The following is a 23,492-nucleotide window of genomic DNA, read 5'->3' as shown; positions in this document are numbered from 1 at the left end:
AGGCTCGGTACCGGGTAAGAGGCGTCAGGCTCCGGTCGCGAGGACGGCAGCCAGGGTGAGCATGAGCAGGGCGACCCCGCCGTCGAGGATCCGCCACGATGCCGGCCGCGCAAAAAAGCCGCTGAGCCCCCGCGCCCCGTAGCCGATGAGGGGAAACCAGAGGGCGCTGCCGGCCGCGGCTCCTGCCCCGAAGAGCCACTTTCCTGAATCACCGTGGGTGTTGGCCAGCGAGCCCAGCAGCACCAGCGTGTCGAGGTAGACGTGCGGGTTAAGCCAGGTGATGGCTGCGGCGGTGAACACGGCAGACAAGACGGTTCCCTTGCCGGGGGAATCTGCCGCCTTGAGCACCCCGGGCCGCAACGCCCGCCGCGCGGCGAAAACCCCGTACGCCAGAAGGAACGCGACGCCGAACCACCGCACTACGGCCAGGAGCACCGGGACTCCCTGGATGAGTGCGCCGATCCCTGCGACGCCGGCCAGGATCAGGACCGCGTCACTTACAAGGCAGACCATGACAACGGGAAGAACAGCCTCGCGCTTGAGGCCCTGCCGCAGGACAAACGCGTTCTGGGCTCCGATGGCGACGATGAGGCTGAGGCCGGCTCCGAGCCCGGTCAGAAAGGGAAGCATTCTTCGAAGGTACGGCCGAAAAATATGAAAAGCAATTCACTTTTTCTGCAGTTCCATTAGAATATCTTCATGGAACTCGACCAGCTGAGGGCGCTTGCCGCCGTCGTCGACCACGAGACCTTCGATGCTGCCGCGGGGGAACTCCGGCTCACACCCTCAGCCGTGAGCCAGCGGATCAAGGCACTCGAGCGCTCCGTGGGCAGCGTTCTGGTGCGGCGCCTCAAGCCGGTCCGGCCGACGCCGGCGGGCGAGCAGCTCCTCCGCTCCGCGCGGCAGCTCCTGCTCCTCGCCGACGAGGCGGTCCTCGCCCTGCGCGGGCCGGAGACTGGGGACGGAACCGGCGGCGGGCAACTCAGTGCCGAGCGGCTGCGGGTTCCCCTCGTGGCCAACGCGGACTCGATCGCGACGTGGCTGCCGCCGGCCTACCGGGAGATTGCGCTCGGCGGCCGCGTGGCCCTTGAGCTATTGCGGGACGACGAGCACGCAACGGCCGACCTGCTGCGCTCGGGCGATGCCATTGGCGCGATCACCGCGGATCCCCGGCCTGTGCAGGGCTGCACCATCCGGCCGCTGGGCACGATGGTGTACCGGGCCAAGGCGTCGCGGGAGTTTGTGGCGCGCTGGTTCCCCGACGGGCCCACGCCGGAAGCCCTCGCCGCAGCCCCCGTCATGCAGTACGACCGGAAGGACACCCACCAGCTGGCTGTCCTCGCACGCATCGCGCCGGACGCCACTCCCCCGCAGCACTTCATCCCCGATTCCGTCCAGTTCGTGGAATCGGTCCATGCGGGCCTGGGCTGGGGCATGGTGCCGGACCAGCAGGACCCGGAAAACTCCCTCGTGGAGCTCGACCCGGCGTGGAGCGAGGACCTGCGGCTCTACTGGCAGGTGTGGACGCTGGACTCGCCGGGCCTCGCAGAGGTGACGGACGCCGTCGTCCGCGCCGCACAAACGCTGCCGCCGCACCGAAAGTAATTTCGGTGCGGCGGGGCGGATCAGGACAGCACGGGCTCCAGATCCTTCTTCTCGTCCACGATGGGGATGTTCTTCGGGGCCGCCGCCCTGACGAACCTTGGTCCGGCCGGGCCATACGCGTCGGCGGGTTCCGGGAACAGCCACAGCACCGCGGGGTAGAGAACTGCCGCCAGGCCGATCGAAACGGGGATGCTCAGATCCACTCCGGCGGCGAGATTGCCAAGCGCGCCGACGAACTGGTTCGGAACGTTCACGAACATGATGCCCATAACCGCAGAGAAGATCCAGACGCCCATCGCACGCCAGTTCCACCCGCGGTTGAACCAGTACCGGCCGCCCACCTGGCGGCGGTTGAAGACCTGGAGCGAGTCGGCGTCGTACCAGCCGCGGCGTGTCACGTACCCGATCATCATCATGATCATCCACGGAGCAGTACAGGTGATGATGAGCACCGCGAAGGTGGAGATGCTCTGCACAATGTTGAAGGCGAAGCGGCCCACAAAGATGAAGACGATCGCGATGGACCCGATGAACAGCGTGGCCTGCACGCGGGAGAACCGGGGAAAGACGCTGGAGAAGTCCAGGCCTGTTCCGTAGAGCGCGGTGGTGCCGGTGGACATTCCGCCTACCAGGGCAATGAGGCATACCGGCAGGAAGTACCAGGCCGGGGAAACGGCCAGGAGGCCGCCCACGTAGTCAGAGTTTTCAAAGAACGACGGCGCCTCCGTGGCAATGATGGTGGCCGTGACCAGCCCGAAGCCAAACGGCACGAGAGTGACGACCTGGGCGAGAAAGGCGGCAGCCATGACTTTTCGCTTTGGCGTCTCAGCCGGGATGTATCGGGACCAGTCGCCCAGGAAGGCGCCGAAGGAGATCGGGTTGGACATGACGATCAGCGCCGATCCTATGAAGGACGGCCAGAACAGCGCGTTGGTGGCAGCATCCGCCGCCTGCCCGAACGTCCCGGCGTAGGAAGCATCGAACGAACCCGCGAATGCAAAGATGCCGAGCAGGAAGAGCAGGGATGCGGCGACCACCGCAATCTTGTTGACCCAGAGCATGAAACGGAACCCATAGATGCACACGGTGAGGATCAGGACAGCAAAGACGCCGTAGGCGAGGCTTAGCGTCACGGCGTTTTGGGGCAGCCCGACCAGGCGGTTCGCGCCCCCTACCAGCGCGTCCCCTGAGCTCCACACGGAGATGGAGAAGAAAGCGAACGCGGTCAGGAGTGACAGGAAGGACCCCACGACACGGCCGTGCACGCCCAGGTGCCCGGAGGACGAGACGGCATTGTTCATCCCATTGGTCGGGCCGAAAACAGCCATCGGGCACAGAATCAGGCCGCCGACGACGACGCCCAGGACAGTGGCCAGCAGTGCGTCCTTGAAGGACAGCCCAAAGAGAATGGGAAAGGATCCCAGGACTACCGTGGCGAACGTGTTTGCACCACCGAACACCAGCCGGAAGAGGTCCAGCGGTTTCGCCGTCCTGTCGGCAGCGGGAATCGGTTCGATGCCGTGCTTTTCGACTTCGGTCACTGCAGGGGCTTTGGAATCGTTGGTCATGAGATCGCCTTCTGGCTGGCAGGCGCCGGAGAAAGATGCTCGTGGACGGCGAGCACGCTGCCTGTCTTCGTCCTGGTGAAAATGATGGTCTCCCTCTCGTGAAGGGTTTCTTTGGTGCCGGCAACGTCGATCACGGTTTCGACATCGTGGCTGAACACGGCGCTGTCGCCGGCGATCTGAATGTACGCGTTGGAGCTGGCGCATTCTGCAACCCGCCAGCCGTCCTCCACCCAGTTCTGCCACAGGTCGCGGTATTCCCCGCGCGAGGTGAGGCGGTTCGGTTCGGAATGGAAGATGAAGGTCGCATCGGGCGCGAAGCAGTCGAAGTACCCGTCTGTATCGGTGGCCGCGAAGGCGGTCATCAGCTTCTTCGCTGCTGCCTCAATCTCGGCGGTGGTCATGGCGGTGGTGATCAGGTCCACGGGAACTCACTCTCGGCGGTGCTTGCAAATGCTTCAGCCGTGACGTGCTCCAGCTCACATCCGGTCAGGCTGCCAGTAAACCCGACATGGTATCCAGCGGTCAACAATTGTTGCTTGACAGTGACTTTTGTTTCGCGCGCGCCGGCACCCGGCAGCCGGCAGCTACTGAAACGCAACAGCGGCGGGTGCCTATGCACCCGCCGCTGTTGTTTGAACCGCCCCGCCTGTGAGGCGTCTGCGCTCTGTCTATGCGTTGACCCGCACGTAAGTGGAGCCGGTGAGCCAGGAGGCCGGGTGCACGATGGTTTCGTTGACACCGTTCATGCCGCTGCTGATCGCCTGGCCACCGCCGATGTACACGCCGACGTGTCCGCCGCTGATCATCAGGTCCCCGGGCTGCGGGGACGAAACGGGTGTGCCGTACTGGTAGAACTGCGCGGGCGCGAGGTCGCCGACGGACTTGCCGACGGACCGCAGGGCCTGTTCCACCAGGACGGTGCAGTCCTGGGTGGCACCGAGCTGCGCCCGGGCCGAGGCCACAATGGCCGCGCCCACGCCGCTGGCTGCCGGGGTGGTTGCCGGGGTGGTTGCCGCTGCCGGGGTAATTGACGCGGAGGCGTTGTAGATTCCCATGCCGGTGGGCTGGGGGGCCGCCGGGGCCGCCGGGGCTGCCGGAACAGCCGGAGCCGCGGGAACCTCGGGCACTGCGGGTGCTGCCGGCGCTGCAGGTACTGCGGGGGCTGCAGCAGCGCCGGGTCCCGGAATGAGGATCTGGTCGCCGGGGTAAATGACCGAGGCCAGGGTCAGGCCGTTCTCTGCGAGCAACGCATCGAGACTGACGCCGTGGCGTGCCGCGATGGCGCCCAAGGTATCACCGGGCACTACGGTGTGCGATGCTCCGGCCACAGCAGATCCGGCGTCTGCCGGTGCGGCCTGGGCCGGTGCGGCGAGCGCCTGGCCGGCGACTGACTGCACGGCAGCTCCGGCCGGGGCCGTGGCGGACTGGGCGGCGCCGGCCGGAGTCTCTGGCGCGTAAGCACCTGCGTGGGCAGGTGCCCCGGCACCGAAGAGGAGACCGGAAGCGACGGCGGCCGCGGCCGCCGGCTTGGCGACCGAGGCGGCATTGGACTTCAGCGAATACTGCAGGCCCTGCAGGGCGATGGACGTCGTCGGGGTGGCGCGATGGCGCGCGGGCGTGGACTTACGTGACATGGTGATGTGCCTCTCCCATGCCTGCGGGGTTAGCTGTCGGGTTCGGGTGGGAGTCACCCGGTCCTGCCCGCTGCTGGGCGGTGCGTCTGGACTTAACCCCTAGGCCTTGATGCGCAAGGCCGGTACTAACGTGGTTCCCCCGTCCCTGCCAGTTGTCATTGCGAACGGATCCCGGTCAGTGGCAGGGCTCGGCATTCTGCCCGGGAATGCCCTGAGCGGAACCAGGGCACCGGCCGAGGTTATCGCACCTCGGCACCAAAAGTCACATTTCGGTAACGGCTGCCGTCTGGAAGAAGGTTAGAGAAAGCAACACCCTACAGGGCCTTCACCGCACCCAGCACCTTGGTCAGGGATTCCTTGGCATCGCCAAACAGCAGCGTGGTCTGCGGCTCGAACATAAGGTCGTTCTCGATCCCGGCGAACCCTGGCCGCATGGAGCGCTTGAGGAAGACCACCTGGCGCGCGTCCGCCACCTCGAGGATCGGCATCCCGTAGATGGGCGAGCCGGCGGTGGTCTTCGCGGCGGGGTTCACCACGTCGTTCGCGCCCACCACCAGCGCGACGTCGGCGGTGCGGAATTCGGAGTTGATCTCGCCCATTTCCTTGAGTGATTCGTAGGGCACATTGGCCTCGGCGAGGAGCACGTTCATGTGCCCGGGCATGCGGCCCGCCACGGGATGGATGGCGAAGTCCACCCTGATTCCCCGGGTTTCCAATGCCTGCGCCAGCTCGGCAGCGGTGTGCTGTCCCTGCGCCACGGCCAGCCCGTAGCCGGGAACGATGATCACGCGCTGCGCGTAGCCGAGCAGCACCGCCACGTCCTCCGGGCTGGACGAGCGGACCGGACGGTCGCTGACGGCGGTGGATCCCGCCGTCGAACCTCCCCGGAACGCGCCGAACAGGATGCCGGCCACACTGCGGCCCATGGCCGCGGCCATCGCGCGGGTGAGGATGGTGCCCGACGCGCCCACCAGCGTCCCGGCCACCACCAGGAGCACGTTCCCCAGCACCAGTCCGGACGCGGCAACTGCGAGGCCGGTGAACGCGTTGAGGAGGGAGATGACGATCGGCACGTCGGCGCCGCCCACCGGCAACACGAGCAGCACGCCGGCCACCAGGCCCAGCAGCAGGAGCAGCAGCGCCAGCACGAGCGACCCGCCCAGCACGACGGCGGCCGCGGCACCGACGGCGGCGAGCAGCACCGCCCCCATGAGCACCGGCAGCCCGGGGAACACCACGGGGCGGGTGGTCATGAGCTCCTGCAGCTTCGCGAACGTCACGGCTGAGCCGGCGAAGGAGACTGCCCCGACCAGCAGGGTGAAGACGACGGCGACGCGCACCCAGGCGTCCTCCGCATGCGGCAGTTCCAGCAGCGCAACGAGTGCGGCCGCGCCGCCGCCCACCCCGTTGAACAGGGCAACGAGCTGCGGCATCTGGGTCATCTTGACGCGTCTGGCCACGGGGGCGGCCACACCGGAGCCCACGGCGATGGCGCCGAGGATCAGGGGGACGTTGTCCAGCCGGGTTGAGAAAAAGACGGTGACGACGGCGATCAGCGCACCAAACGCGCCGATGAGGTTGCCGCGGCGGGCGGTGCGCGGCGAGTTCAGGCCCTTCAGCGCCAGGATGAAGAAGACGGCCGCCGCGAGGTAGAGCAGGGCGGTGACGTTGGCGTCGAGGAGGGTCACCGCTTGGCCTCCTTGTTCTCCCTGGTTTCACTCTGGGTTTCATTCGGGGCAGCTTTGGCCGGTTGATCCGGTTTGCGGCCGCGGAACATCTCGAGCATGCGGTCGGTCACGACGAAGCCGCCCACCAGGTTCGCCGTGGCAAGAACGACGGCGAGCAGCGCCACCGCCAGGACCCAGGGGTGCGTGGCCTGGCCGGCGACGATGATGGCGCCCACCAGGATGATCCCGTGGATCGCGTTCGCGCCGGACATCAGGGGCGTGTGCAGCGTGCTGGACACCTTGGAGACCACTTCGAAGCCGACAAACACCGCCAGCACGGTGATGGTCAGCAGGCTGATGCCGTCCATCAGACCACCCCTTCGTTCTCCGACGCCTTCACTGGAGTATTGGCCATCTCGTCTGCGAGGTCGTTGTCCGTCTCCCCGGCGAGCGCCGCGAGCGCTTCCGCCGTCGGCGGATGCCGCACCACGCCGTCGTGCGTCAGGCAGGCACCCGCTATCACGTCGTCGTCGAAGTCGGGGACGACCGTCCCGTCCACGGTCATCAGGGCCAGCAGGTTGGCCACGTTTTTGGCGTACAGCCGGGAGGCGTCCGTGGGCATGGCGGACGGCGCGTCCTTGAGGCCTACGACGGCGACGGTCCCCTTGCCGTCGGCGGTGGGGACGTGGATGTCCCGGCCAGGGACGGACCCCTCGACGTTGCCGCCGGACTCCGCGGCCAGGTCGACGACGACCGATCCCGGGCGCATGCCCTGCACCATCTCACGGGTCACCAGGAGCGGGGCGTGCCTGCCGGGCACGGCCGCCGTCGTGATCAGCACGTCGGCATCGGCGACGTGCGGCGCCAGCAGCTGGCGCTGCAGGGCGCCGCGGTCGGCGCTGAGCTCCCGGGCGTACCCGCCGGCTGCCTCGGCCGTCTCGAGGTCCAGTTTGATGAAGGTCCCGCCCATGGACGTGACTTCTTCGGCGGAGGACGGCCGGATGTCGTTGGCGGAGACGCGCGCGCCGAGCCGCTTCGCCGTGCCGATCGCCTGCAGCCCGGCCACGCCGACCCCGAGCACCAGCACCTTCGCGGGCGGGACGGTTCCGGCGGCGGTCATGTACAGCGGGAAGAAGCGGGGCAGGCGGATGGCGGCTTCGAGGACGCACCGGTAGCCGGCCACGAGGGCCTGCGAGGAGAGGGCATCCATGGACTGGGCCCGGGAGATGCGCGGCACGAGTTCCAGCGCGAAGGACGTGACCCCGCGTTCGGCGAGTGCCCTCACGGTGGCGAGTTCGGACGACGGGGAGGCCAGACCCACGGTGACGGCACCGCGCTTCAGGGCTGCCGCCGTCGGAAGTTCCAACGGACGGACGTGGGCGAGGATGTCCAGCTCCGCGGGATCGAGGTCGGGAACGATCTGGGCGCCTGCCTGGCGGTATTCGTCGTCGGCATGCCCGGCGGAGACGCCCGCCCGGGATTCGACCAGCACCTCCAGGCCCAGTCCGGCCAGCTGCTTTACGGTTTCGGGCGTCGCAGCAACCCGCCGTTCGCCTTCCCGGCGCTCCCGCGCTATGCCCAGCTTCACCCGCCACGTCCTTCCAACGGGTGCAGCGGCGCCTTGCTCCCGGAGCCCCGGAAACTCCCGGGTTCCCGGACCTTGGGGTCCGGACGGACGGAGCGGCGCTGCTGCACGTAGTTGGCTAGAGTCTATGGCCCAAGGGCGCGCGGCGGGAGGGTGACGGGCCGCTTAGTCGTTGTTGATCGCGGCTGCTTCCAGTTCGCCGCGGACCAGCCGGCGGACCACCTCGGTGAGAAGCTCGGCGCCGCGCACCGCGTCCTCACCACGCGTGAACTCGGCCTCATTGTGGGAAATACCTTCCTCGCTGGGAACGAACAGCATCACCGTGGGCACAGCGTCCTTCATGTTCGTGGAGTCGTGGCCAGCCACCGTCATGATGTTCATGTGGCTGAAACCCAGCTGTTCGGCGCTGGCGGTTCCCAGTGCCACACCTTCGGGCTGGTAGGCCACCAGCCCCCATTGGTGCGTGAGTTCCAGCTGGACGTCCGTCCGGGAACGCTCCTGGACGTCACCGATCCACTTGGCCAGGATGTCCCGGGCACGGGCCAGCACGTCCTCGTCCGGGGAGCGCAGATCCAGGTTCATCAGCACCTGGCGCGCAATGGTGACGGGCGAATTGGGCAGGACCTGCATCTCGGAGACGGAGGTGTGCAGCAGTCCCTGCCCGAATTCCGCGGTTAGGTCCCGTGCGGCGGCAATGAGCAGCGCCGCGCCGTACAGGGCGTCCTGCCGGTCTTCCATTCTGGTGGCGCCGGTGTGCGACTGGGCCCCGTTGACGGTCACGCGGTACTTGCTGGCGGCCCACGTCTTATCGACGATGCCGATCTGGATGCCCTGCTCCTGCAGGATCCGGCCCTGCTCAATGTGGATTTCGGCGTAATTCGCCACGTCCGTCAATGCGGGCGCGCTCCCTTCTGCCTGCCGGTGTCCGTTCCTGAGCGCTGCGGAAACGGTCTCGCCCGCCGCATCGGTGGTGGCGAGCGCGGTATCGAGCGCAAGTTTTCCGGTGAAGACCGAACTGCCCATCATGCTGGGGGTGAACCGGCTGCCCTCTTCGTTGAACCAGTTCACCACGGCCAGGTTGTAGCGCGGCTCCACCTTCCCGGCTGCCACATCGTCAGCAACGCGGGCGGCGGCGTGCGCGGCGGCCAGCACGCCGTAGGCGCCGTCGTAGCGGCCGGCCAGCGGCTGCGAGTCCAGGTGCGAACCGACCAGAACGTAGGGAGCGCCCGGCACCAGTTCGACGGTGCCGAACTGGTTGCCTGCCTGGTCCACCGTTTCGTTGAAGCCGTGCCGGGCGAGCCATCCGCCGAACCACTGGCGGGTTTCGTGGTCGGCAGCTGTTCCAGCCTGGCGGTCGACGCCGCCGCCTTCGGTTGCACCGAAGGTGGACATCGTCCTGAAATCGTCGAGGAACTGCTCGTTGGTGGTGCTCATGGGGTTTCCTTCCCGCTCAGTGCTGTCGCGAATTCTGTTGTGTCCGTGTCCGTGTGCGTGTCACCGGCCGCTGCCTCCTTGGCAGCGAACCTGTCCGTCCCGAACCGCAGGTCGCCGCCGACCATGGTGGCCAGCACCTGGGTTGCCGCGATATCCGAGGAGGGCACAGCCGTCGGATCCTGGTCGAGAAAGACCAGGTCGGCAAGATATCCGGGCGCGAGCCGTCCCTTGATATCTGCCGCCCCCGTCGCCGCCGCCGACCCCGTGGTGTAGGCAGCGAGCGCTTCGGCGGCCGTGAGCCGCTCCGCCGGGCCGTATGTCGCGCCGGAAGGTGTCAGGCGTTCCACGAACGACTGCATCACGTTGAGCGGCCGGCCCTCCGAGACAGGGCGGTCCGAACTTCCGGGCAGAATGGAGCCCCGGCGCAGCAGGCTCTTCGCCGGGTAGGAGAGCTCTGTCCTTCGGGGGCCGAGAAGGCGGGCCATGCCGTCACCGAATTCGGTGATGAAGTGCGGCTGCGGAACCACCACGATCCCGGCCTCGGCGATCCTGTCCAGCTGCTCCGGTCGCAGCACCCCGCCGTGCTCAATCCGGTTGGGCAGCGAGTTGAGTCCGTAGGCATCCTGGGCCTCGCTGATGATGTCGATGGCGTGGTCAATGGCATGGTCGCCGATGGCGTGCATCGCGATGGCCCAGCCCGCGCGGTAGGCCTCCAGCGCGGCGGAACGAAGCTCCTGCGCATCCATCTGCAGATAGCCGTGGTTGTGGGTGCAGCCAACGTAGTTCTCGGTCATGTACGCCGTGCTGCCCAACAGCGAGCCGTCGCTGAAGATCTTCACCGAGCCCACCCGGAGCCAATCGTCCCCCAACCCGGTGCGTATCCCGGCGTCGATGCCCCTCGCTGCCGGCTCGGACGAGTGGCCCGTAACAGCATGCAGTGCGTCCAGGACCAGCATGGGCTGCATGCGGACGCTGAGCAGGCCCTTGTCCCGGGCGTTCTGATAGGCCATGAATTCACGCGGACTGTGCCCTATCCAGCCGCCTGCTATGCCGGCGTCGGTGACGCTGGTGATGCCCTCGGACAGATAGTGGGTGGTGGCCAGGTCCAGTGCACGCTCGATGGTCTCCAGCGGATACGGCAGCATGAGGTCCTGGACCAGACGCATCGCGTTCTCTTCCAGCAAACCCGTGGGCCGGCCGGACGGGTCGGTGGCAATGACACCGCCTTCAATCGGTTCGGCCGGGTCAACGCCCTTCAGGACGAGGCCAAGAGCAACCCCGTTGAGGGTGCACGCGTGCCCCGAGGAATGTTTGATCCAGACCGGCCGTCCGCCGGCGGCGGCGTCCAGCCGCTCACGGTCAGGCTGGGTCCCCTCCAGCAGCAGGGGGCTGAAGCCCGAGGCGACCACCCACTCATCAGGGCCAAGCGGCGCCGACGCTTCCGCAATGACGGCGTAGACATCATCCATACTTCTTGCCCGGCCGAGGTCCGCCTCCATGAGGGTCAACCCGAACCAGACGCTGTGCGCGTGGACGTCGTTGAAGCCCGGCACCACGGTGCTGCCTGCCGCGTCGATGGTGCGCCGTGCACGGAGGCCGCTGTCGGGGCCTTCGTCCACAGCGAGGACTTTCCCGTCATGGATCCACAGCTCCCGCGCCTGCGGCTGTGCAGGATCCTGGGTCAGGATGTGTGCGTTGCGGATTAGGAGATCAACCAGCATGAGTCCTCTAGGTGTGCGCTTCCGGACCCGCGAAGCGGTTCCCGGTGGTGGTCCCGGCGTCGGGAATCCCCGGACCGGCGCAGGTGGAGCCTGCTGACTCTGCAATTCAACCCTGGAAAAATATCATTCTCAATGGAAAAAAGCCGCCGGTTCAGCGACCCAAGTTGGGCAAATGCCTAATATGGTTCTATGGACACTCGCACCTCGACCCCTACCACCGGCGCGGCCAAGGTCAGGAACTTTCCCCAGGATCCTTCGGCCGAACCGGACTGGGCCGAGCTCATTGGGAGGTTGTGGAAGGAGCGCGACGCCCTGGTCCGGGACTTCCTGGAACGCTTCCAGGCCGTGTCATACGATGAGGCACTGGTCCCTGAGGAGGACATTTACCAGACCGCCGCGGACAGCATGGACATGTTCCTGCTGCAGCTGGCCGGCGCACCGCTTCCGCCCGACCTGCAGGCCCTCCCCCGCGCCGTCGCCGTCCGCAGGGCCCGCCAGGGCGTCCCGCTGAATGCCTTCCTGGAAGCTGTCCGAAACGATTTCCGCGTCCTGTGGAAAGGGCTGGAGCGAGTGGCCCGCGAGGATCACATGGATGTGCTGGTGGCCAACATGGACCGCCTGCTTGATACCGTCGAAGGCTATGTCAGCAGCATCCAGCAGGCTTTTGCCGAGGAAGAGGCCCTCCTGGCCCGGAACAAACAGCTCTACCGGCAGCGCCTCCTGACCAGGCTGTTCGACCACGCCAATCCTGCGGACCTGCCGGACATCGCTGCCGCCCTTGGTGTTGGAATCTCTGACACCTTCGAGGTACTGGCGGTGACCGGGGACGCCGTGACGCAGGCGCAGCAGCAGTACGAGCCGGACCGCCGGGCGTTCATGTTTGAAAAGGCCGGTGCACTGTACCTGTTCCGGGTGGTCCGCAAGGAGCAGACCTGGCTGCAGAACCAGCCTGACTTTTCCGCCGGCTACATACCGACGGCAGAGGGGCTCGCCGCCGTTCCCAAGGCGGCATCGTCCGCCCTGGTCCTTGCCACGCACCTCTCGCCTGGAACCCGGCTGGGCACCATGGCCGATACCTGGATGGGCGTGGCGGCAGAGATGCTGGAAAAGTCATTGCCTGATTTTGCCGCACCAGTATGGAATGCCCTGGACAAGTGCAGCCCACATGAGCGGCAGCGCCTCCTGGATGTGGCTTTGAGCTATGGCCGCACCGGCTCCGTCAAGCTGACCTCCGAGGAGCTCTACTGCCACCGGAACACCGTGGTCAACCGGCTCAATGCACTGCAGGAAGTGATCGGACTCGACCTGACGGTGCCGGCGCAGGCTGCCCTTGCGCTGGTCTCTATTGCAGCCTACGAACAACCTTCGTTGTGAGAATGCACACGCTACAGGCGGATTCTGGGTGAAAAATGTCATTGTTTAGGAGATTGTCACTCCTCTAGGCTCGAACGTGTAGCCCAGCCCTATCCGCTAGGCGTCCACCCTCCGCTTCCACGGATGGGAACTCATCGGAATCTTCAGGCTGCGGCCGCCGCACATGGTGCGGGACGGGGCACGCACAGTTCGAAAGGCATCCACGTGGCGACGTCACACTCACTCGAAGGCGCACAAGTTGCTCCGACTATTTCCGGCAAAGACGCCGGCACGATTGCCCGCGCCGCGTTCGTCGGCACCGCACTCGAATGGTACGACTACTACCTCTTCGGCACGGCAGCCGCTCTGGTCTTCAACCGGCTCATCTTCACCGATTTGGACCCGACGGCGGCCCTGCTCGCCTCGTTCGCGACCTTTGGCGTGGGCTTCGCCGCCCGCCCCATCGGCGCCATCCTCTTCGGCTACATCGGCGACCGCTATGGACGCCGGCCCGCGCTGCTGACCACGATCGTCATGATCGGCGTCGCCACCGGCCTGATCGGTCTGCTGCCGGACTTTGGCACCATCGGCCTGGCAGCCCCTGTCCTGCTCGCGGTGCTGCGCCTGGTCCAGGGCCTCGCGGTCGGCGGCGAATGGGGCGGTGCCGTCACCATGGCCGTGGAACACGCCCCCGCGGAGAAGCGCGGCCGTTTCGCCGCCCTGGTGCAGATCGGCTCGCCCGTGGGCACGCTGCTCTCCTCCGGCGCCTTCACCCTGGTTCTGCTGTTCCCCTCGCAGACCTTTGACGCCTGGGGCTGGCGCATTCCCTTCCTGCTGGCATTCCCCCTGCTGGTGATCGCACTGTGGATCCGGATGAAGGTGGAGGAGTCCCCGATCTTCAAGGACCTCCTTGCCCACGAGGAGACTGCCAAGGTTCCGGCGCTCGACGTCCTCCGCCACGCCGGCGGCCGCCTGATCATCGCGGTACTTGCCGCAATGCTGGGTGTGGGCGGCTTCTACATGATCACCACCTTCACGGTCAGCTACGGTTCGAACAGCCTCGGCGTGCCGCGCAGTGTCATGGTCAACGCCACCCTGATTGCCGCCGTCGCCCAGATCGTCATCACTGTCCTCATGGGACGGCTGGCCGAAAAGATCGGCCCCGGCAAGGTGACCATGTGGGGCGGCCTGCTGACCGCCGTCGCAGCATTCCCCTTGTTTGCCATGATCGACACGAAGTCTCCGGCGCTGATCACACTGGCAATCACCATCGGCATCGTTCTGGTCGGCGTGGCCTACGCCGTCAATGGGGCGCTGCTGACCGAGCTGTTCCCGCCGAAGCTGCGGTACTCGGGCGTAGCCCTCGGCTACAACATTGCCGGTGCCACCAGCGGCTTCATGCCCATGATTGCCACTGCCATGCTCGGAGTTTCCGGGAACAAGTCCTGGGGTGCGGCGCTGATCCTGGCCATCATCGCCCTGATGACTGCAGCTGGCGGCCTGATCGGCGAGCGGCTGCGGGTGCAGGACAAGCGCATCGTGACCGACAACTAAACCACACCTCACAAATTGCCTTCCTTGGGGGAGCCGTCCGCGGGACGGCTCCCCCAAGCCCTTCCCGCCGTCATGATTCCCCCGTTTCTACCCGGAGAAGCCAATGATCACCGAAGAACAGACCCGCCGGATCCTCGACGCCGTGGACGCCGCCTTTGACGCCCAGCTCTCCTTCACCCAGGAACTCGTCCGGCACCCGTCCCTGCGCACCAACGAAGGGAGCGCCCAGGATCTTCTGCACTCTGCGATGGCGCAGCGCGGACTGGAGATGGACCGCTGGGAGCTCGATCCCGACGAACTTGCCATCCACGAGGGATTCGGCGCCGTGACGGTCTCCTACCAAGGGGTGACAAACGTCGTGGGCACCTATCTGCCGGCCCGCGAGGAAGGCCGCTCGCTGATTCTCAACGGCCACGTCGACGTCGTTCCCGAAGGCCCGCACGAGGCATGGTCCCGTTCTCCGTGGGATGCGCCGATCATCGACGGCTGGCTTTACGGCCGGGGCGCGGGAGACATGAAGGCTGGCCTTGCCGCGAATCTGTTTGCTTTCGACGCCGTCCGTTCTGCCGGCCTGGAGCCTGCGGGGCGGATCCACTTCCAGTCAGTCGTTGAAGAGGAGTGCACCGGTAACGGCTCCCTGGCCGCCCTTTTGCGCGGCTACCGGGCCGACGCCGTCATCATCCCGGAACCCGAGGAGGACATGCTGGTGCGCGCAAACGTGGGCGTTCTCTGGTTCAAGGTGCGGGTCACGGGCAATCCGACACACCCGCGGGAGATGGGCTCCGGCTTCAATGCCATCGATGCCGCATACACGGCCATGACAGCGCTGCGCGAGGTTGAAGAGAAGTGGAATGCGGACCGGGGCAGCCATCCGCATTTCGAGAACCTTGACCATCCCATCAACTTCAACTTCGGCGGCATTTCCGGTGGCGACTGGCCATCGAGCGTGCCTGCCTGGTGTGAATTCGATGTGCGTGCCGCCATCTACCCCGGTATCAGTGCCGAGTCGGCGTGGGCTGAGCTGCAGGAATGCCTGGCCTCTCTCTCAAGCGGACCTGCGCCCATCAGCGCGGTTCCCACGAGGACCGGCTTCTACTCGGAGGGCTATGTCTTGGAGCCCGGCAGCGACGCGGAAAATCTGCTGGAGCAGACGCACCGCCAGGTCTTCGATGGTGAACTCGCCAGCTTTACGACGCCGGGATACCTGGACGGGCGCGTCTTCGCCTTGTACGCGGACACTCCGGCACTGGTTTACGGGCCGGTCTCGGAATCGATCCACGGGTTCGACGAGCGCGTGTCCGTGGAGTCGGTACGGCGCATCACCAAGAGCATTGCCGTGTTCATCGCCAACTGGTGCGGGGTCAAGGAACACCGCTAAGCCCCTACCGTCCGCTGGAGAAGTCCGACGAAATGCGCTCCGCCGTGGCTACGATTTCCTTCCGCACCGATTCGAGGTAAGCCTCGCGGTCCGGCTTGGCGGCCACGGACTGTGCCTGCAGCGATACGTTGACGGCTGCCACCACTTTACGGCCGTGGTAAACGGGCGCAGCCACGGACATCAGCCCCAGTTCGAGCTCCTGGTCCAGCAGGCACCAGCCCTGAGCACGGACTTTGTCGAGGACGGCCAACAGGTCCTTCACCGTGCCGACCGCGCGCGGGGTGAGCGGCTTGATCTCCGCCGCGGCCAGGTATTCCTTCAGCTGCTCCGGCGGGAGCCCGGCGAGCAGGACCCTGCCCATCGACGTCGCATAGGCGGGGAACCTGGTGCCCACGGTGATGCCGATCGTCATGATCCGGCGCGTGGTGACTCGTGCGATATAGGCGATGTCGGTCCCGTCCAGCACCGCCGCTGACGTCGACTCCCCGAGCTTCAGCGACAGCTCCTCAAGGTGCGGCTGGGCCAGCTGCGGCAGGGAGAGGCCGGAAAGGTAGGCGTAGCCGAGCTGCAGCACCTGGGCCGTGAGCGCGAAGGTCTTGCCGTCGGTCCGGACGTAGCCGAGCTCCACGAGCGTGTGCAGGAAACGCCGGGCCGTGGCACGCGTGAGATCCGTGCGGGCAGCCACCTCGGTGAGCGTCATGTCGGCGTGCTCAGTGTCGAACGCGCGGATGACCGCCAGCCCGCGCGCGAGCGACTGCACGTACTGGTCGCTGGCCGTTGGCGTCCCGTCCTTCTGCGGACGGCCCGCCCGGGGCGTGGTCCCTGCTGCTGCGTCGGTCATGGTTACCAATCCTAATCGGCGCGAACGGACAGTTACGGCCCCTCCCCGCACGCGCGAACTGGCAGCTAATGCCCCCAAAACCCGGGGTTGCGGTCATTTGCTGCCAGTTCGCGCTGGGAAGGGAAGCGCGTTACTGCCCGACGGCGGGGGCGGCCGTGAGGGGGACGGGCACCAGGGCCTGGAGTTCTTCGAGGGTGCAGCCGAAGGTTTCGCGGACGCGGACGCCGTCGGGGCCGGTGAGGAAGACGGCTTTGTCGGTGTAGACGCGGGTCACGCAGCCCACACCGGTGAGGGGGTAGGTGCAGGCTTCCACGATCTTGGAGGCGCCTTCCCTGGTCAGCAGGGTCATCATGACGAAGACGTCCTTGGCGCCCGTGGCCAGGTCCATGGCGCCGCCGACGGCGGGGATGGCGTCGGGTGCGCCGGTGTGCCAGTTGGCGAGGTCGCCGGTCGCGGAGACCTGGAACGCGCCGAGGACGCAGATGTCGAGGTGCCCGCCGCGCATGATCGCGAACGAGTCGGCGTGGTGGAAGTAGGACGCGCCGGGCAGTTCGGTGACGGGGATCTTGCCGGCGTTGATGAGGTCCTCATCGATCTGGTCGCCGGTGGCCACCGGGCCCATGCCGAGCATGCCGTTCTCGGTGTGGAGCGTGATGTTCTGCTCCGGTTTGAGGTAGTTCGAGACCAGGGTGGGCTGGCCGATGCCCAGGTTCACGAACGATCCCGGCTTGATGTCGCGGGCCACGAGCCGGGCGAGGTCGTCGCGGCCCAGCGGTGTTTCGGACGTCTGGATGGACGTTTCTACAAGGCTCATCTCAGGCCACCTGTTCTGTGCTGCCGGCGGCGGCTGCACCGCTGGAATCGATACGGACGATGCTGTTGACGTAAATGCCGGGGGTCACGATGTTTTCCGGGTCCAGCACACCGGTGGGCACGATCTCGGAGACCTGCACGATCGTGTGTTTCGCGGCGGCTGCCATGATCGGGCCGAAGTTCCGGGCCGTCTTGCGGTAAACCAGGTTTCCCACGCCGTCAGCCTTCAGCGCCTTGATCAGCGCGACGTCGGCGTGGATGGGCGTCTCGAACACCTGGCCGCGGCCGTCGATGATGCGGGTTTCCTTGCCCTCGGCCAGCATGGTGCCGTATCCGGTGGGCGTGAAGAATCCGCCGATCCCGGCACCCGCGGCGCGGATCCGTTCGGCCAGGTTGCCCTGCGGCACCAGTTCGAGTTCGATCTGCCCGGCCTTGAACTTGGCATCGAAGTGCCAGGAGTCGGACTGCCGCGGGAAGGAGCAGATCATCTTGCGGACCCGGCCTTCCTTGATCAGCAGCGCGAGGCCCTGGTCGCCCTGGCCGGCGTTGTTGTTCACCACTGTCAGGTCCGTGGCGCCGGACTCCAGCAGCGCGTCGATCAGTTCGAACGGCTGGCCGGCGTTGCCGAACCCGCCGATCATCACGGTGGAGCCGTCCTTGACGGCTGAGACGGCCTCGCCGACCGTGTCAATGAAATTCAGCATCGCCTATGCCTTTCCTGTAGAAGCAGTCACGTTTTCCAGCACAACGGCGAGGCCCTGGCCGACCCCGATGCAGATCGCCGCCACACCCCAGCGCTGCCCGGAGGCCTGCAGGGAACGGGCGAGGGTGCCCAGGATGCGGGTGCCGGACGCGCCCAGCGGGTGGCCCATCGCGATCGCGCCGCCGTGCCGGTTCACGATTGCCGGGTCGATGCCCCAGGCGTTGATGCAGGCCAGGGACTGCGCGGCGAACGCTTCGTTAAGTTCGACGGCGCCCACCTGGTCCCAGCCGATGCCCGCCTTCGCGAGGGCCTTGTTCGCCGCCTCCACCGGGGCGAACCCGAAGAACTGGGGGTCGTTGCCGTGCGCACCGCGGCCGGCGATCCGGGCCAGCGGCTCCAGGCCCAGGATCGAGGACGCGTTCTCGGACCCGATCCACGCCGCGGAGGCACCATCAGACAGCGGCGACGCGTTTCCGGCGGTGACGGTCCCGCCTTTGGTGCCCGCCGATGCTGCGTCGTCGGCCTCGGGCCGGAACACGGTCTTCAAACCGGCCAGCTTCTCCGCCGAGGAACCCGGGCGGATGCCTTCATCGCGGACCAGGTCTGTGCCCGGGACGGGGGCGACGAGGTTGTCGTAGAACCCCTCGTCCCACGCCGCGGCGGACAGGTTGTGCGAGGCAGCGGCGAACTCGTCCTGCTGCGCCCGGGTCACGCCGTACTTCTCGCGCAAACGCTCGGTGGCCTCGCCCAGGGAGATGGTCCACTCCTTCGGCATCGCCTTGTTGACCAGGCGCCAGCCCAGCGTGGTGGAGGCCAGGGTCATGTCGCCGGCCGGGTAGGGCTTCTCCGTCTTGGGCAGCACCCACGGAGCCCGCGACATGGACTCGGCGCCGCCCACCAGGACCAGGTCGGCGTCACCGGTGTTGATCTGCCGTGAGGCAATGATCGCCGCGTCCAGCGACGACCCGCACAAACGGTTCACAGTGGTGCCCGGGATCGAGACCGGCAGCCCGGCCAGCAGCGTACCCATCCGGGCAATGTTGCGGTTCTCCTCGCCCGCGCCGTTGGCGTTGCCGAACACCACCTCATCAATGCGCTCCACGTCCAAGCCCGGAGCGCGGCGCACGGACTCGCCGATCACGTGCGCGGCAAGGTCATCGGGACGGACCCCGGCAAGGCCGGAGCCGAACTTACCGAACGGCGTGCGTACGGCGTCGTAAACAAAAGCCTGGTTCATGAATTCCTCGAGTTGTCTGGGTCCCAACTGGGTAGCACTTCAGGGGGTTCTGAGGGCTGGGAACGCCCTCTGCTGCTACTTAGTTGGGTGGGGTGGGGGTGTTGGTGAGCACGGGGCTGTCGGGTGCAAGTTGCCTAGTGCGGGTCATCCGTTGCGGCGCTGTCCATTGCTGCATTGTCCATTGCATGGAACACCTGCTGGGCTGTCTTGAAGGCGGTGTTGGCGGAGGGGACTCCGCAGTAGATGGCGGTCTGCAGCAGGATCTCCTTGATCTCGTCCCTGCTCAGTCCGTTGGTGATGGCCGCGCGGATGTGCATGGCCAGTTCTTCCCAGTGCCCGTGCGCCACCATGGCGGTGATGGTGACGGCGGAGCGCATCTGGCGCGGCAGGCCCGGACGGGTCCAGATGCCGCCCCACGCGATGCGGGTGATCATGTCCTGGAAGTCCTCGGTGAAGGCGTCCTTCTTGGCGTTGGCCCGGTCCACGTGCGCATCGCCGAGCACTTCGCGCCTGACCACCATGCCGCCGTCGTAAATCTCCTGGCTGGTGGCGTCCGGCTGGACCACACCGTTTCGTTCGGCGCCGCTCACTTGGCGGCTCCCCGGGTTTCGGCCCAGGAAATGAGGCTCCGCATCAGTTCCGCCACGTGGGCCGGCGCCTCGGCGGGGGCCAGGTGCGCCACGCCCTCGACCGTGACGGCGGACGCGGTGCCGCCGCCGGCGGTGATGCCCGCGGCTACCTCTTCGGCGAACGACGGCGGCGCAACCGCATCCGCGGCACCGGCCACGGCCTGCGTGGGGACGCTGATGCTGCCGAGCTGCTCGCGCACGTCGAAGCCGGCCAGGGCCTCGCAGCAGAACGCGTAGCTGAAGCGGTCGGTGTCGCGCAGGGAGTGCAGGAGCCGGCTGCTGACTTCGGGTTCGCGGTCCATGAACCCGGGCGCAAACCAGCGTTCGGCCGAGCCCTGGATCATCACCGGCGTGCCCTGGGTGCGGACGGTCTCGGCGCGTTCCAGCCAGCCCTCGGGGGTGCCGATCTTGGCACCGGAGCACTGCACGGAGAGGCTCTTGAGCCGGTCGCCATGCTTGATGCCCAGCTGCAGGCCCGTGGCCCCGCCGAGTGACACGCCGGCGTAGTGGAACTTCTCGCCGGGGGCGATCGAGTCAACAAGCTCGACGACGGCGTCCGCCAGGTCGGCGACGCTGAACGTTTCGGCGGCCGGGGCAGAGACGCCGTGGCCGGGCAGGTCCCAGGCGACGACGTCGTAATCGCTGCCCAGGAGCGAGCCGGCCTGGGTCCACAGCACCGAGGAGGTGCCGAGCGACGGCCCGACGATCAGGAGCGGTTTATCCCCCAGCGCGCGCTGGGGGGAAAGCAGCACTGCCTTCACTGCTGGTTTAGCCACGGGAATCTCCGTTTCCGTCTGGTTCGGTTGAAGTAAGAGCAAGATCAGGGAAAGCTGCCAGGATCCGCCGCGAGATCTCGGCCGCCTGGCCGAGGTAGCTGGCGGGGTCGAGCAGCTCCTCGAGCTGTGCGTCGGTGAGCCTGTCCGCGGGGACGGCCTCACGAAGCAGCCGACGGTACGTGGCGGCCTGTTCGGCCGGCGGCGCCTGCAGCGTCTTGTCGACGACGGCCTGCAGCTGCTGATTCCCGTCGCCGTTAGATCCGACAGCGCCGGCTTCCCCGGCGGACAGAAGCGGCGCCACCGCGGCGGAGACTGCTTCGCTGAGCAGCAGCGGGCCGGACAGGTCCAGGTTCCGCCGCATGCCGTCGGGGAAGACCTGCAGCCCCTCCGCGAGTTCCCGCACATGGCCGGCGGCGCCAAGGGCCAAAGCGAGCAGCTGGCGCAGGGCCGGCCATTCGGTGTGCCATGCACCGTCGGGGCGTTCGTCGTTGAAGGTGGCCGCGGCAAGGTGCAGCTGTGCCGCCAGGCCGGGGGCCTGCAGGGCGGCGCTGCGGACCAGCACGGACAGCACGGGGTTCTGCTTCTGCGGCATTGCCGAGGAAACGCCGCGGCCGGGGGCGCGGGGTTCGGCCACTTCGGCCACCTCGGGACGGCTCAGGAACAGGATGTCCGCGGCGATCTTGCCGAGCGCATCCACCACGGAGGCAACGGCGTCGCCGAGCGACGTCACCGCCAGCCGGTTGGTGTGCCACGGCGCGGGTGCGGCGGCGAGTCCCAGCTGCGATGCCAGTGCGTCCGAGAGCGCGAAGGGGTCCGACGCGGAACCCGGCGTGAGCACTGGCTTTGAAGTGAGCACTGTCCCGGCGGCGAGCGTGCCCGCCGCGCCGCCGAACTGCACCGGCAGCTCCAGCGCCTCGAGCCGGCGTGCCGCGGCCGCCAGCCCGTGGAACCACTGCGCGGCCCGAAGCCCGAACGTGAACGGCAGCGAATGCTGGGTCAGGCTCCTGCCGACGCATAGCGTGTCCGCATGCTGTTCCGCCAGCCGGGCGAGCGCCGCCGTCGTGCCTTTCACGTCGGCGAGCAGCGCCTCAGCAGTATTCCGCGCCACCAGCATCAGGGCGGTGTCCAGCACGTCCTGGCTGGTCAGCGAGGTGTGCACGGCCTTCGCGGCTCCAACGCCAGCAACGTCCAGCGCCTTGACCTGGCTCCGGAGGTCTGCCAGCAGCGGGATCACCGGGTTTCCACCCCCCTGCGCCCGCCGGGAAATATCGGCAAGATCGTACCGGGAGGCGTCGGCGGCGTGGGACACCACGGCAGCGGAACCGGCGGGAGCGAGGTCATGCTGCTCCAGCACGGCGGCCCAGCCGGCCTCGACGGCGAGAATCGCCGCGAGGACGGCCCGGTCACCGGTCAGGGCCGCCACCAGGGGCGACGCCGACACGGGACTGAGCAGGCCAACGTCGCCAAGCCCGCCAGGGCCTGCTGCCTGGAAGCCGGTCACTTTGCGGCGCCCCCGGTTCCGGTTCCCTCGAAGTCGAGAAAGACGGTTTCGCCCTCGCCCTGGAGGCGGATGTCCCAGGTGAGCCCGCCGTCGGCGTCGCGGCGCGCGATCAGCGTCTTGCGGCGCTCGGGCTCCAGCGAGGACAGCAGCGGGTCCTTCGCCAGTGCTTCCTCATTCTCCGGCAGATAGACGCGGGTGAAGAGGCGGTTCATCAGGCCGCGGGCGAAGACCGCAACCGAGATGAAGGCAGCGGCGCCGGGCTCGGTGGGGCCCGGGTTCACGGTGGTGAAGGTGTAGACGCCGGTGTTGCCGACGGCGCTGCGGCCAAAACCGGTAAAGGTGTAGCCGTCGCGGACCAGCGAACCGGTCCGGTGCACGATGTTGCCCTCGGCGTCCGGCTGCCAGATCTCCAGGATGGCGTCCGGAATCGGGTGCCCGGCGCCGTCGTAGACGGTGCCCTGGAGGCGGATGGAGCCCGGGGATCCAGGGGCCAGCAGTTCGCGGTCCTTGTTGTAGGGCAGCGCGTAGCCGTAGAACGGGCCCACGGTCTGGCCTGGGGTGGGAACAAGCTTGGTGGAGTTATTCATGGTCGTCGCCTTCCGCGCCCAGCGCCTCGTTCTCGGTCCAGGTCCGCTTGGAACCCGTCAGGACGATGTCCCAGTTGTAGCCCAGTGCCCATTCCGGTTCGGTCAGGTCGTGGTCGTAGGTGGCCACGAGGCGGTCGCGGGCATCCTGGTCCACGATCGACTGGTAAATCGGGTCCAGCGGGAAGAGCTGGTCGCCCGGGAAGTACATCTGGGTGACGATGCGCTGCGTGAACTCCGTGCCGAACAGCGAGAAGTGGATGTGCGCGGGACGCCACGCGTTGAGGTGGTTCTTCCACGGGTAGGCGCCGGGCTTGATGGTGACGAAGCGGTAGGTGCCGTCCGGGCCGGTGATGCAGCGGCCCACGCCGGTGAAGTTGGGGTCCAGCGGTGCGGGGTGCTGGTCGCGCTTGTGGATGTAGCGACCGGAGGAGTTGGCCTGCCAGATCTCCACCAGCTGGCCGGCAACCGGGCGGCCGTCGCCGTCGAGCACCTTGCCCTGGACGATGATCCGCTCGCCCTGCGGTTCGCCGTTGTGCTGGATGGTCAGGTCCGATTCCAGCTCGTGGACGTCCTGGTGGCCGAACGCCGGGGAGTACAGCTCGATGGTTTCGGGGTCAGCGTGGTGCAGGCTCTTCGTGGGGTGCCGCAGGAGGCTGCTGCGGTAGGGCGGGAAGTCCAGGCGCGGCTGGGTTTCCGGCACCGCACCGTCCTTCAGGGCCCGGGCGTAAGCGTCTCCGAGGGCCTTGATCTCCGCGGTGAGATCCTGCTGGGTTTCCACGCGCGGCTTCCCTGCGAGGGCGGCCGTCGGGGCGGGCGGGGTTGCGGGTACTGCATCCGACAGGTCCTCGGTCAGCGCGTCGGCGTTGTACGTTGCGAGATTCACGTCTTCAGGCACAGCAGCCTCCT

At 67.3% G+C, this 23,492-nt stretch carries 22 protein-coding genes and 1 riboswitch; of the genes, 4 read left to right on the top strand and 18 right to left on the bottom strand.

The features are described 5' to 3' along the window. Positions 1–24: 24 nt before the first annotated feature. Positions 25–630: a LysE/ArgO family amino acid transporter gene (locus ACFVTE_RS17760; RefSeq protein WP_387102591.1), complete on the bottom strand. Its 606-nt coding sequence runs from the start codon at positions 628–630 to the stop codon at positions 25–27. Between the two features lie 69 nt (positions 631–699). Here ACFVTE_RS17760 and ACFVTE_RS17755 point away from each other — a divergent pair, with 69 nt between their 5' ends. After that, a complete protein-coding gene (locus ACFVTE_RS17755; RefSeq protein WP_387102590.1) occupies positions 700–1,605 on the top strand; it encodes a LysR family transcriptional regulator ArgP in 906 nt (301 codons plus the stop codon). Between the two features lie 20 nt (positions 1,606–1,625). On the opposite strand, the gene ACFVTE_RS17750 is transcribed toward ACFVTE_RS17755, so the two are convergent. From ACFVTE_RS17750 to ACFVTE_RS17715, 8 genes are all read right to left on the bottom strand, one after another. Further along, positions 1,626–3,173 carry a purine-cytosine permease family protein gene (locus tag ACFVTE_RS17750; RefSeq protein WP_387102588.1) on the bottom strand — a complete coding sequence of 516 codons (1,548 nt, stop codon included), beginning with the start codon at positions 3,171–3,173 and terminating at the stop codon, positions 1,626–1,628. Next, entirely contained in the window at positions 3,170–3,595 is a 426-nt protein-coding gene (locus ACFVTE_RS17745; protein ID WP_387102586.1) for a YybH family protein, read from the bottom strand. Before ACFVTE_RS17745 ends, ACFVTE_RS17750 begins: the two co-directional genes overlap by 4 nt. 246 nt (positions 3,596–3,841) lie before the next feature. Next, positions 3,842–4,807: a LysM peptidoglycan-binding domain-containing protein gene (locus ACFVTE_RS17740; RefSeq protein WP_387102584.1), complete on the bottom strand. Its 966-nt coding sequence runs from the start codon at positions 4,805–4,807 to the stop codon at positions 3,842–3,844. Positions 4,808–4,810: 3 nt separating this feature from the next. Further along, positions 4,811–5,011: riboswitch (cyclic di-AMP (ydaO/yuaA leader) on the bottom strand. A 110-nt stretch (positions 5,012–5,121) separates the two neighbouring features. After that, positions 5,122–6,495, bottom strand: coding sequence for an NAD(P)(+) transhydrogenase (Re/Si-specific) subunit beta (locus ACFVTE_RS17735; RefSeq protein ID WP_387102582.1), 1,374 nt, complete (start codon positions 6,493–6,495; stop codon positions 5,122–5,124). Then, positions 6,492–6,842 carry an NAD(P) transhydrogenase subunit alpha gene (locus ACFVTE_RS17730; protein WP_387102580.1) on the bottom strand — a complete coding sequence of 117 codons (351 nt, stop codon included), beginning with the start codon at positions 6,840–6,842 and terminating at the stop codon, positions 6,492–6,494. The genes ACFVTE_RS17735 and ACFVTE_RS17730 overlap by 4 nt, the downstream gene beginning before the upstream one ends. Next, the gene (locus ACFVTE_RS17725; protein ID WP_387102579.1) at positions 6,842–8,062 is read right to left on the bottom strand and encodes a Re/Si-specific NAD(P)(+) transhydrogenase subunit alpha; all 1,221 of its coding nucleotides are present in this window, start codon (positions 8,060–8,062) and stop codon (positions 6,842–6,844) included. Before ACFVTE_RS17725 ends, ACFVTE_RS17730 begins: the two co-directional genes overlap by 1 nt. A gap of 162 nt (positions 8,063–8,224) precedes the next feature. Next, on the bottom strand, positions 8,225–9,493 hold the full coding sequence (locus tag ACFVTE_RS17720; protein WP_387102577.1) for a M20 family metallo-hydrolase: 1,269 nt from the start codon (positions 9,491–9,493) through the stop codon (positions 8,225–8,227). Beyond that, a complete protein-coding gene (locus ACFVTE_RS17715) occupies positions 9,490–11,214 on the bottom strand; it encodes an amidohydrolase (protein WP_387102576.1) in 1,725 nt (574 codons plus the stop codon). Before ACFVTE_RS17715 ends, ACFVTE_RS17720 begins: the two co-directional genes overlap by 4 nt. Before the next feature lie 189 nt (positions 11,215–11,403). Between ACFVTE_RS17715 and ACFVTE_RS17710 the strand changes: the two genes are divergently transcribed. The 3 genes from ACFVTE_RS17710 (at position 11,404) to ACFVTE_RS17700 (ending at position 15,499) form a co-directional block, all read left to right on the top strand. Continuing rightward, complete coding sequence (locus ACFVTE_RS17710) at positions 11,404–12,588, top strand: helix-turn-helix domain-containing protein (protein ID WP_387102574.1); 1,185 nt, start codon at positions 11,404–11,406, stop codon at positions 12,586–12,588. A gap of 204 nt (positions 12,589–12,792) precedes the next feature. Beyond that, entirely contained in the window at positions 12,793–14,121 is a 1,329-nt protein-coding gene (locus ACFVTE_RS17705; protein WP_387102572.1) for an MFS transporter, read from the top strand. 103 nt (positions 14,122–14,224) lie between these two features. After that, positions 14,225–15,499, top strand: coding sequence for an ArgE/DapE family deacylase (locus tag ACFVTE_RS17700; protein WP_387102570.1), 1,275 nt, complete (start codon positions 14,225–14,227; stop codon positions 15,497–15,499). A 4-nt stretch (positions 15,500–15,503) separates the two neighbouring features. On the opposite strand, the gene ACFVTE_RS17695 is transcribed toward ACFVTE_RS17700, so the two are convergent. The 9 genes from ACFVTE_RS17695 to pcaH form a co-directional block, all read right to left on the bottom strand. Then, positions 15,504–16,340 carry an IclR family transcriptional regulator C-terminal domain-containing protein gene (locus tag ACFVTE_RS17695; protein WP_387102569.1) on the bottom strand — a complete coding sequence of 279 codons (837 nt, stop codon included), beginning with the start codon at positions 16,338–16,340 and terminating at the stop codon, positions 15,504–15,506. 130 nt (positions 16,341–16,470) lie between these two features. After that, a complete protein-coding gene (locus ACFVTE_RS17690; protein ID WP_387102568.1) occupies positions 16,471–17,154 on the bottom strand; it encodes a 3-oxoacid CoA-transferase subunit B in 684 nt (227 codons plus the stop codon). Between the two features lies 1 nt (position 17,155). After that, complete coding sequence (locus ACFVTE_RS17685; RefSeq protein WP_387102567.1) at positions 17,156–17,857, bottom strand: 3-oxoacid CoA-transferase subunit A; 702 nt, start codon at positions 17,855–17,857, stop codon at positions 17,156–17,158. Between the two features lie 3 nt (positions 17,858–17,860). Continuing rightward, complete coding sequence (locus ACFVTE_RS17680; protein ID WP_387102565.1) at positions 17,861–19,093, bottom strand: thiolase family protein; 1,233 nt, start codon at positions 19,091–19,093, stop codon at positions 17,861–17,863. Between the two features lie 134 nt (positions 19,094–19,227). After that, on the bottom strand, positions 19,228–19,683 hold the full coding sequence (gene pcaC, locus ACFVTE_RS17675) for a 4-carboxymuconolactone decarboxylase (RefSeq protein ID WP_387102564.1): 456 nt from the start codon (positions 19,681–19,683) through the stop codon (positions 19,228–19,230). Further along, positions 19,680–20,498 carry an alpha/beta fold hydrolase gene (locus ACFVTE_RS17670; RefSeq protein WP_387102562.1) on the bottom strand — a complete coding sequence of 273 codons (819 nt, stop codon included), beginning with the start codon at positions 20,496–20,498 and terminating at the stop codon, positions 19,680–19,682. Before ACFVTE_RS17670 ends, pcaC begins: the two co-directional genes overlap by 4 nt. Continuing rightward, entirely contained in the window at positions 20,491–21,999 is a 1,509-nt protein-coding gene (locus ACFVTE_RS17665; RefSeq protein ID WP_387102560.1) for a lyase family protein, read from the bottom strand. Before ACFVTE_RS17665 ends, ACFVTE_RS17670 begins: the two co-directional genes overlap by 8 nt. Further along, the gene (pcaG, locus tag ACFVTE_RS17660) at positions 21,996–22,586 is read right to left on the bottom strand and encodes a protocatechuate 3,4-dioxygenase subunit alpha (protein ID WP_387102558.1); all 591 of its coding nucleotides are present in this window, start codon (positions 22,584–22,586) and stop codon (positions 21,996–21,998) included. The genes ACFVTE_RS17665 and pcaG overlap by 4 nt, the downstream gene beginning before the upstream one ends. After that, positions 22,579–23,481 carry a protocatechuate 3,4-dioxygenase subunit beta gene (gene pcaH / locus ACFVTE_RS17655; protein WP_387102556.1) on the bottom strand — a complete coding sequence of 301 codons (903 nt, stop codon included), beginning with the start codon at positions 23,479–23,481 and terminating at the stop codon, positions 22,579–22,581. Before pcaH ends, pcaG begins: the two co-directional genes overlap by 8 nt. Positions 23,482–23,492: the final 11 nt, after the last annotated feature.

It is taken from the genome of Arthrobacter sp. NPDC058097 (genome assembly GCF_042884885.1).
Lineage (GTDB): Bacteria > Actinomycetota > Actinomycetes > Actinomycetales > Micrococcaceae > Arthrobacter.
This window is presented reverse-complemented; position numbering and strand designations above follow the sequence as displayed.

Coding starts and splice junctions, on each gene's coding strand:
- ACFVTE_RS17695 (WP_387102569.1), bottom strand. CDS start 16,340: ATGACCGACGCAGCAGCAGGGACCACGCCCCGGGCGGGCCGTCCGCAG.
- ACFVTE_RS17715 (WP_387102576.1), bottom strand. CDS start 11,214: ATGCTGGTTGATCTCCTAATCCGCAACGCACACATCCTGACCCAGGAT.
- ACFVTE_RS17690 (WP_387102568.1), bottom strand. CDS start 17,154: ATGAGCCTTGTAGAAACGTCCATCCAGACGTCCGAAACACCGCTGGGC.
- ACFVTE_RS17685 (WP_387102567.1), bottom strand. CDS start 17,857: ATGCTGAATTTCATTGACACGGTCGGCGAGGCCGTCTCAGCCGTCAAG.
- pcaG (WP_387102558.1), bottom strand. CDS start 22,586: ATGAATAACTCCACCAAGCTTGTTCCCACCCCAGGCCAGACCGTGGGC.
- ACFVTE_RS17755 (WP_387102590.1), top strand. CDS start 700: ATGGAACTCGACCAGCTGAGGGCGCTTGCCGCCGTCGTCGACCACGAG.
- ACFVTE_RS17680 (WP_387102565.1), bottom strand. CDS start 19,093: ATGAACCAGGCTTTTGTTTACGACGCCGTACGCACGCCGTTCGGTAAG.
- ACFVTE_RS17760 (WP_387102591.1), bottom strand. CDS start 630: ATGCTTCCCTTTCTGACCGGGCTCGGAGCCGGCCTCAGCCTCATCGTC.
- ACFVTE_RS17710 (WP_387102574.1), top strand. CDS start 11,404: ATGGACACTCGCACCTCGACCCCTACCACCGGCGCGGCCAAGGTCAGG.
- ACFVTE_RS17720 (WP_387102577.1), bottom strand. CDS start 9,493: ATGAGCACCACCAACGAGCAGTTCCTCGACGATTTCAGGACGATGTCC.
- ACFVTE_RS17730 (WP_387102580.1), bottom strand. CDS start 6,842: ATGGACGGCATCAGCCTGCTGACCATCACCGTGCTGGCGGTGTTTGTC.
- ACFVTE_RS17750 (WP_387102588.1), bottom strand. CDS start 3,173: ATGACCAACGATTCCAAAGCCCCTGCAGTGACCGAAGTCGAAAAGCAC.
- ACFVTE_RS17740 (WP_387102584.1), bottom strand. CDS start 4,807: ATGTCACGTAAGTCCACGCCCGCGCGCCATCGCGCCACCCCGACGACG.
- ACFVTE_RS17700 (WP_387102570.1), top strand. CDS start 14,225: ATGATCACCGAAGAACAGACCCGCCGGATCCTCGACGCCGTGGACGCC.